This is a genomic window from Rhodohalobacter sp. 8-1, from assembly GCF_038150125.1.
Classification (GTDB): Bacteria; Bacteroidota; Rhodothermia; order Balneolales; family Balneolaceae; genus SW132.
The window spans coordinates 19,367-28,072 of sequence record NZ_JBBVMF010000034.1; the positions used below are offsets into that span (position 1 = coordinate 19,367).

Here is an 8,706-nt window from a genome sequence, read left to right on the forward strand (position 1 = left end):
ACCCCGCTCATATGGATAAGTCAAAGCTCTTAGCAAAATGGTTGCAACAAAAAACAGTTGAGTCTGAATCACTGACAAAAAAACCGGAAGGGAGTCCTAATCTATTATCCTATGGTCAAAGGAGGTTGTTTTTCTTACAACAGACATATCCGAGCAATCCATTTTACAACTATTCTGAGTTGTATACACTCCGTGGAAACTGGGATATGGAAAAATTCAAAAAATGTGTGGTTGAGGTATGCCTGTTACACGACATTTTTTTCCATAACTTCAAATTAAACAGGGACCATGAACCGGAAATAGTCATAAATCAAGAAAGAGATCCGGTAATAATTGAGCATGTAAATCTACCGGATTTATCAAATGATAAAAATTTAGACGAGTACTTTTTCTCTAAAGGAAGATATCTATTTGATCTTGCTGAAGATGTATTATTTCGAGTGACTATAGTTACAATATCAGACAGTGAACATCAGGTATTGTTTACCCTGCATCACATCATCACTGATATATGGTCAATGAGAATTTTTAGAAACCAATTGTTAGAGTTGTATGAAAAGCAAACTGGCTTAATAGATAAGAATCTAATCCGGGAAATCAATTATGATTATTTAGATTATAGCTACCATCAGAAAAACACACCCATTCCTGAACAAGAAATTAACTATTGGAAAGAGAAGCTCTCAGAGCCCCTTGATGAGATGGCTCTGCCAGTAGATCAAAAGCCTTCAGAAATAACTCATAATGGTAATCTAAAGACCTACCCTCTCCCACTTGAGCTTTCAAAAAAAATCAAACAGTTAGCAAGAGAGCAAGAAACTACCTTATTTACTCTTTTCTTATCCGCCTATAACATCCTATTACATCGATACAGTGGAGAAAAGACCATCCAAATCGGTACACCGATCAGTAATCGTAACCAGAAAGAGTGGGAGTCTATCTTTGGCTTTTTTATTGAGACTGTTTTACTGCAAACCCATATTGAATCAAACTCTTTATATAAGGAGTATTTACAAGAAGTTAAAGAAGATGTATTAGAAGCTTTTGATCACAAAAAAGTACCCTATGAAACTATCGTCAGTCATTTGTCTACTCATAGAGAGGCACATAAAAATCCTTTGTTTCGCTCTATGTTCCTATTCCACCATAAAGAAGACGAAAAGCAACCCTTACCAGGTTTACAGATGGAATATCAAACTCTGAACATCGGAGTAGCAAAGTTTGACTTAACCATTTTTGTAGAAGAAGATAATGAGAATTTGAGCATAACGTACGAATATGCTACTGATTATTTTGAGGATGAGACTATTGACCGAATGCATGAGCATTACCACGCATTACTACAGGATATAGTTACCGATCCAAATCAGAAAATCAATGATCTGAACATCCTCAATGAGGAAGAAATTTCTCAGTTTAAAAATTGGAACGCTACGGACTTCGAGGCCGAACCCATTCCGATTGACAAAGCCTTTGAAGAAATTGCTTTGAATAACCCAAACTCGATTGCCGTAACAGATTCAAACTCCAAACTGACCTTTAAAGAGTTGAATGAAAGAGCAAATGCTCTGGCGAACACAATTCAAAAACTTTCAGAACCTAAAAAACGAATTGGGCTTTATTTCGGAAGGCAGTCTGACATGATAATTGCGATGTTGGGTACCCTGAAAAGTGGTTGCAGCTATGTACCACTGGACCCATCTTATCCAAATGAACGCATTCATTATATCATTGAGGATGCAAATATTGATTTAGTAATCACTTCATCAAATTTTACTGATGATCTGGACATCGACATTGAAAAAATTGAGATTGAAAAAATTGGATCTTCTCCTGATCAACCGCTTAAAAAGACAAAAACTGTTTACGACGAAGCTTACGTAATTTATACATCAGGCAGCACCGGCAAACCAAAAGGAGTTAGCATCTCCCATAAAAACTTGTTCTATTCTACATACGGTCGCCCTCTGTTTTACGAAAACAGTAATCCTACGTGTTTTCTACTGTTTTCTTCCTTCTCTTTCGACAGCTCAATTGCAGGAATCTACTGGACGCTTTTAACAGGCGGTAATTTATTAATTTCCGAAGAAAGAGCAGAACAGGATATACAACAGGTAGCAAAATTGATTCAGCAGGAAAAAGTAAGTCACATTCTGCTTTTGCCAAGTCTGTACCAAGTTTTATTGTCAGAAACTCACCAGCTATTGTTGGAGAGTTTAGAGATTGTGATGGTTGCCGGGGAGGTCTGCTCAGCCAGTACAGTTGAACAGCACTTCAATAATCTTCCAAATACCAAACTCTACAATGAATACGGGCCCACAGAAGCAACGGTGTGGTGCCTTGCCCACTGTGTTTCTCAGCAAGACTCTGTTGATCGTGTGCCAATTGGTCGCCCGATACCAGGCTCAAAGGCATACATTTTAGACACAAACAACCATAGAGTACCAGTTGGAGTGATTGGAGAACTATTTATCGGCGGCGAAGGAGTCTCAAATGGATACATTGGAAATGCTACAGCCGATAATAATCTGTTTATCGAAAATCCATTTGACAATGGAAAAATCTACAAAACCGGTGATTTAGCATCTTATAGAAAAGATGGAAATATCGACTTTCGGGGTAGAATAGACGATCAAATAAAAATCCGGGGACACCGGGTCGAATTAAAAGAGATTGAGCGAGCCCTCACGTCAATCAAACAGATATACCGGGCTGTTGTAATTTTTGACGACAGTAAACAACAATTGTTCGCATTTTTTATTCAGGATCAAACCTCTCAAATAGATAAAAAAGATGCGAGGAAAAGGCTGAATAAATTATTGCCTAAGTACATGGTGCCTTCTTCTATACTACCGATCGAAGATTTTCCTCACTTGCCAAATGGAAAAATTGATCAAAAGCGACTAATTGAAATGATTTCTCGCCCTGATCCAGTGAATAAAGAACCAACCCATAAAAAACTGACACCGATCGAAGAAGAGCTGATCGACATCTGGAAAGAGATTTTAAACCAATCAAGTATAGGAATTAACGACAACTTTTTTGCCTTGGGTGGAGATTCGATCAGCAGTATTCGCATGGTTTCAAAGGCAAAAGCAAAAGGGATACACCTCTCCCCTACACAAATTTTTGAGACACAAACCATTAAAGACATATCCTCTTTTTTGAAAGAAAAGGAGAATCAAGTACGTCTTCCTGAAACCACTTCAGTAGCTCCCCAAAGTCCCATTCAAAGATGGTTTTTTGAGTTTTACACAGATCATCCTAATCATTGGCATCAAATTTTAGAGTTTGAAACTCAAATTCTAAAAACAGAAGTTGAGTGGAAGCAACTGTTTAATTCTATTCTACAAAGGCATCAAGCTTTACGATCCTGTTTTAAGGATGATGTACAAATTTTTGCTGATAAAAAATCTGAATCAATTACCGATAATTCCTTTCATTTTTTTCAAGAAGGTGATATACGTGAGCTCACTAAACCAGTGATACGACAAACCGAAATTTCAGCAGAAAATCTTTTTCAAGTATTAATATTATCAGAAAAACAGACAACTACTGTTCGCTTAATTGCTCATCACCTTATAATCGATATTTTCTCTTACAACCAAATTCTACAGGAGCTCAGTACAGCACTTTCAAATGAAGTAGTTCCACAACAAAACTATCAATGCAGCCAGTTTTCCAATTATCTTGAACAACTATCTCACGAAGATTTTTTCAATGACGAACTATCCTTTTGGGAATCTCAATATTGTGAGCAAAATTTTTGGGATTCTTTTTATCAATCGGACATCAGAGAGAAAGATTTACAACGTCAAAACCTTGTTCTTACAAAAGAGAAAACAGGAGAGTTAATCCAATTTAGTCAGAATTCAGAGTACAAATTGGAAGAAGTCGTTTTGTCTTCCCTCCTTTTTGCTATAAATCAAAAACTTAACATTTCGGAGATCCTGGTTGGCTTAGAACACAATGGTCGAGAATTACCCAATAATATATCTTTTTCAGATTCTGTAGGTTGGTTCACTTCCTTTTATCCAAGAAAATTTACGATTCAAGAGGGAGAAACCAAGGTCTCACAACTGATCCAAACTCTACGTGAAACACCAAACTTTGGTATTGGTTTTGGCGTGTTGAAGTACCTCAAGAAAGTAGAAAGCCTGCAAAGTTTCAACCGGTTTCCGATAACTTATAATTATGTCGGGAAGTTAGAAACACAAAATTTTAACCTTATCGATTCATATCAATTTATATTTGATGTAGCCAAAAACTCAAATAGTAGAGTGTACAGCCCGTTTGATTTTTCTGCAGGTATTGTAGGGGGGCAATTACAAATCAATTTCCGGCATCCTCAGGAACTTTATTCTTCTGATGATGCAAAAGAGCTTATGAATAACGTTAAACACCAGTTGTTTACTACTTTAGAAGATCTTGAGGTACATAACACTGATGGGGAGAACAAGAGTGATAATGTAAGTGATTCTGACCTCGATGAATTATCAAAACTGTTTGAACTGTAATATCATAGCATGACTAAGGCTAAATTAGAAGAAGTATTTCCTTTAACCTATAATCAGAAAATTTTACTATTTCATCACTTGTCAACCAATGAAGATAGTGGAATTATTCAGGTAAAATGTACCATTGATGGGAAGCTCAACCAAACAGCATTTACGAAAGCCTGGGCTGCGGTAGTCAAACAGTATGATGTTCTGCGTACATCTATTCAATGGAAAAACTTGAGTAAACAGCTGCAAGTAGTTCAAGAACATGCTGAATTAGAAATAGATTGGATAGACTTAGAAGGAGAAACTGATTTAATCGATTCGTTGGAGAAATATGAGTTAAGCGATCGCGAAAAAACTTTTTCTCTCAGTAGGGCTCCTGTTTCACGGATTTCAGTTTTCAAACATACTGATACTCAATATCATCTTTTATGGACTTGTCATCATATACTGTTAGATGGATGGTCAAGCAGGCTTATCTTGCAAGAGGTTTTTCGATACTATGATCTCGTGATCAACGGGGATGAATTGACTATTGACACATCTATCCCCTCAATGATAGAATATTTAAAAGCTATTGAGAAACAATCACAACATGATGAGGTCAAGAACTTTTGGAAAAATCAAATTGATGATAAACTATTTCCTAACAGAATCGCCAGATTTCATACAGAAAATCAAGCTAAAGACAATTTTAAATCCATCGAAGCTTCTATACCACGTAATGACCTTTTAGACTTTGCGAAAGAACACCGGTTAACGCTTACTTCACTATTACAAACAGCTTGGTTACTCACTTTAAAATGGTTTCGTCAGAATAACCGGGTCGCGAGCGGCACAGTGGTTTCTGGTCGGGCGTTTGATTTTCCCCGCATCGAAAAATTAGCCGGTTTCTTATCTAACGTTTTACCAATAATTCACCAGTTTCAACCTAACCAAAGCTTTGTGGATGCAGCAAAGCAAATTCAACAACACCATGCAAAGGCCCGAAAGTATGAGACTATCAGTATTGATCGTATTAAAGAATGGTGCCATTGGGAAGGTAATCCTAGTCTTTTTGACACATTATTGATCATTGAGAATTTTGCGAAAGATGAAATTGCGAGTCAACATTTAAACATCCGGAACTATAAAAGTGGATTGACCACAACCTACCCTATAACTATGGCAGTTGTTCCAGGGGAAGTCATCAAATTGCATTGTGTGTGGGACGATAATATTGTTGATAAGAATCTGGCCAAACAGTTGCTCAACACTTTTAAAGAAATTTTAAAAGTAAATGGTGAGCAAAGAATCGATCACATTTCTCATGTACTAGGTCAACCGCCAACAATTGATATCAATCAAGATTCAGAACATCAACGCTCTCGAAATTTTGTGAGTGCAACGACACCCACTGAATTAGAACTCACGAAAATATGGCAACATGTTTTGGGCTTAAAAGTAATTGGAATAACAGATAATTTTTTTGCTCTCGGAGGAAAATCGATTCAGGCTTTGCAACTGTTCCGAGAAATTGAAAAGAGTTTTAACAAAACGTTGTTGCCATCTGTTCTCATTCAACATCCAACCATTCATCAGTTGGGAAAATTAATAGCTGACGATAAAGAAGAAGAATTCAGTTGTTTAGTTCCCCTAAAACCAAATGGGCAAAAGCATCCATTGTTTTGTATTCATGCGGGTGGTGCACATGTTTTTTTGTATAAAAAATTGGCCGAATCATTTGGTGAAGACTATCCGGTTTATGCTATTCAGCCCAAAGGACTAGATGGGGGAGAAATGCACCACAGCATAGAGGAAATGGCACAAGACTATCTTAAAGAGATACAAGCCGTTACCAACAAACAAAAATTTTATGTGCTGGGATACTGCTTCAGTGGTGTTGTTTGTCTTGAACTTGCAAGAATAGCTAAAGAACGAAGCTTAGAGGTTGAATTAATCATCGTTGACTCAGCCAATTTGCCCTGGTGGCAAAAGCGTAAGCTACTTGACACTAAGGGAGACCTGATATTAAATGTTGGGAAAAAAATATTGGGAATGGGATGGCAAGGAATCTCACGAAATGTTAAGAGAAGAATAGATCGAGTAAATGTAAAGTATAGAGGCAAAACGGACGATGTTGTGAAAGAAGTTACTGTAAAGTCAGAAAGCGACACGGATCATCATTTGGAAAGAATAGGGCCAAATATGATAAGATTAAATAATCAATACCACTGGAATCCTATTCAAACCAAGGTTCATTTGATTCGTTCTAGTGAACATATAAATCTTCCAGAAAGAAATTTTCACATCGACATTTGGGAAATTCTAAGTAAATCCAAAATATCTACCTATCAAGTTGATAGTAAACACAATAAGATCTTTGAGGGTAATTCTGTAGTAGAAATGGCCAAAACCATTGAAAGAATTATTGGGCATGAAATTGAATAATAATACCGTTCATATCTGGGTAGTGAATGCAAACGGCAGTTCATTGCCTAATTTTCTTTCTGCAGCAGAAAGGAAAAGATGGAACGGGTTCTTTTTCTCACAAGACAGGCAAACATTCTACCAGTCTCATAATGCTTTGAGACTTATTCTATCCCACTACCTTTCTGAAAAACCAGGCGAAATTGAGTATGAATTGACATCATATGGCAAGCCGTTTTTAAAAAACAAGAGTATACAATTTAATTTAAGTCATACTGATAGAATGGCTGTAATTGCTGTTACTGCAGACGCACAAATTGGTATCGACATAGAAAACTTAAATCGAGATGTGGAGTATGATGATTTAGCAAAACGTTTTTTTTGTGAATCAGAATACCTGAAACTAGTAAAAACACCACCTGAAGAGAAAAGGCATGCCTTCTTCAACTGCTGGACACGCAAAGAAGCATTTATAAAAGCCGTTGGCGAAGGATTGAGTTATCCACTTAACGATTTTGAAGTGACCTTGCTATCCGATGAGCCTGTTCAAATAAACCACATTCAGGATGATCTTTATACCCTAAAGCAATGGATGTTTGATAGTAAGAACATCGATGAATACACTATTGCAACTGCTGTAAAACGTCAGAATTCCAATTTTGTATATCGAGAGTTCAATTTTAATGAATTGACAGAATATACATCACCATAAAAATTGCTTTAGACAATTCGATTATTTCAGAAAACTTGGCTTTTTTTAATTTTGGAAATAAAAGGAGATACAGGACGAATAGGAATTTTGTTAAGCAGAACCGCAAAAGTTAAGTAGTGCTTCCTCAAAATTTCACACCTGATCGGGTGGCGAAGGCGGAGAGGTTAAGCACAAGCAGGGTGGCAGCGATCCAGGTCTCGGATGTACCCTGAAGTTTGGCCTTTATTTGGTTGAGCGAAAGCGCCTGTTATGCATTGCCGATGCGCCCTTCAATGTGATTTCGTTCGGCATATTCATCGCGCTGTTTTCTCTTCTGGTAAGCGCTGAGTTTGGGTTTTGGCCCTTTGGGAAGGGCCCTTCATTGACCGGCAAAAAAAGGGCGGGATTAAGCTCCACACGATGATTAATGTGCTTGAGGATGTCCCGCAACTGGTTCACTTTAGCTCGGCGGCTCGCCACGATCACACACATTTGAAGGAGCTATCGTTGCCGGAAGGATCGTTTGTGGTCTTTGACAAAGGCTATACCGATTACAGCCAGTATCAACTGGAGCAAGGACACCGTCTATTTTGTAACTCGCCAAAAAGACAATGCCGCCTGGCAGCCAGCCGGCGAATACGATATTGCCGTGTCGGTTGATCCCGGGGACATTAAATATGAACAAATTATCCTTACGATTGATGGCCAATCTATAAGACTGCGCCGCATTGCTTATTACAACGCCAGCCAGGACAGGACCTACATTTTTCGGATCAACAACCACCGGTTGGCCCCGGATAAAATTGCAGAGATCTTTAAAAACCGCTGGCAGATTGAATCTATGTTTAAACGGCTCAAGCAAAACTTTCCGCTGAAGTATTTCCTTGCTGACTTCCAGAATGCCATTTGAGATTCAAATTTGGGTGAGCTTGATTGCTCAGCTTTTGATGCTGGTGGTTCAGCGAACCGCGAAACGCAGGTGGGTTTTTTCCAATAAGGTCGGGGTGATTCTGTATCACCTGACCAGTTACATAGACTTGTTGGATATTCCGGTGATACTGACCCCCCATTCCGGGCATATTGACCCCCTAAGGTTTGGATTTC

4 protein-coding genes and 2 pseudogenes are annotated in these 8,706 nt (G+C 38.0%); all 6 read left to right on the forward strand.

The genetic code is table 11. The features are described from left to right. Nucleotides 1–11: 11 nt before the first annotated feature. Nucleotides 12–4,517, forward strand: coding sequence for an amino acid adenylation domain-containing protein (locus AABW11_RS19435; RefSeq protein ID WP_340107001.1), 4,506 nt, complete (start codon nucleotides 12–14; stop codon nucleotides 4,515–4,517). Between the two features lie 9 nt (nucleotides 4,518–4,526). Continuing rightward, entirely contained in the window at nucleotides 4,527–6,932 is a 2,406-nt protein-coding gene (locus tag AABW11_RS19440) for a condensation domain-containing protein (protein ID WP_340107002.1), read from the forward strand. Then, complete coding sequence (locus tag AABW11_RS19445; RefSeq protein ID WP_340107003.1) at nucleotides 6,901–7,623, forward strand: 4'-phosphopantetheinyl transferase family protein; 723 nt, start codon at nucleotides 6,901–6,903, stop codon at nucleotides 7,621–7,623. Before AABW11_RS19440 ends, AABW11_RS19445 begins: the two co-directional genes overlap by 32 nt. Before the next feature lie 399 nt (nucleotides 7,624–8,022). After that, nucleotides 8,023–8,109, forward strand: a pseudogene (locus AABW11_RS20235) (hypothetical protein); the annotation flags it as partial. A 25-nt stretch (nucleotides 8,110–8,134) separates the two neighbouring features. Further along, complete coding sequence (locus AABW11_RS19450) at nucleotides 8,135–8,512, forward strand: transposase (protein ID WP_340107004.1); 378 nt, start codon at nucleotides 8,135–8,137, stop codon at nucleotides 8,510–8,512. Then, nucleotides 8,502–8,706: pseudogene (locus tag AABW11_RS19455) on the forward strand (hypothetical protein); the annotation flags it as partial. The gene AABW11_RS19450 and the pseudogene AABW11_RS19455, both read left to right, overlap by 11 nt.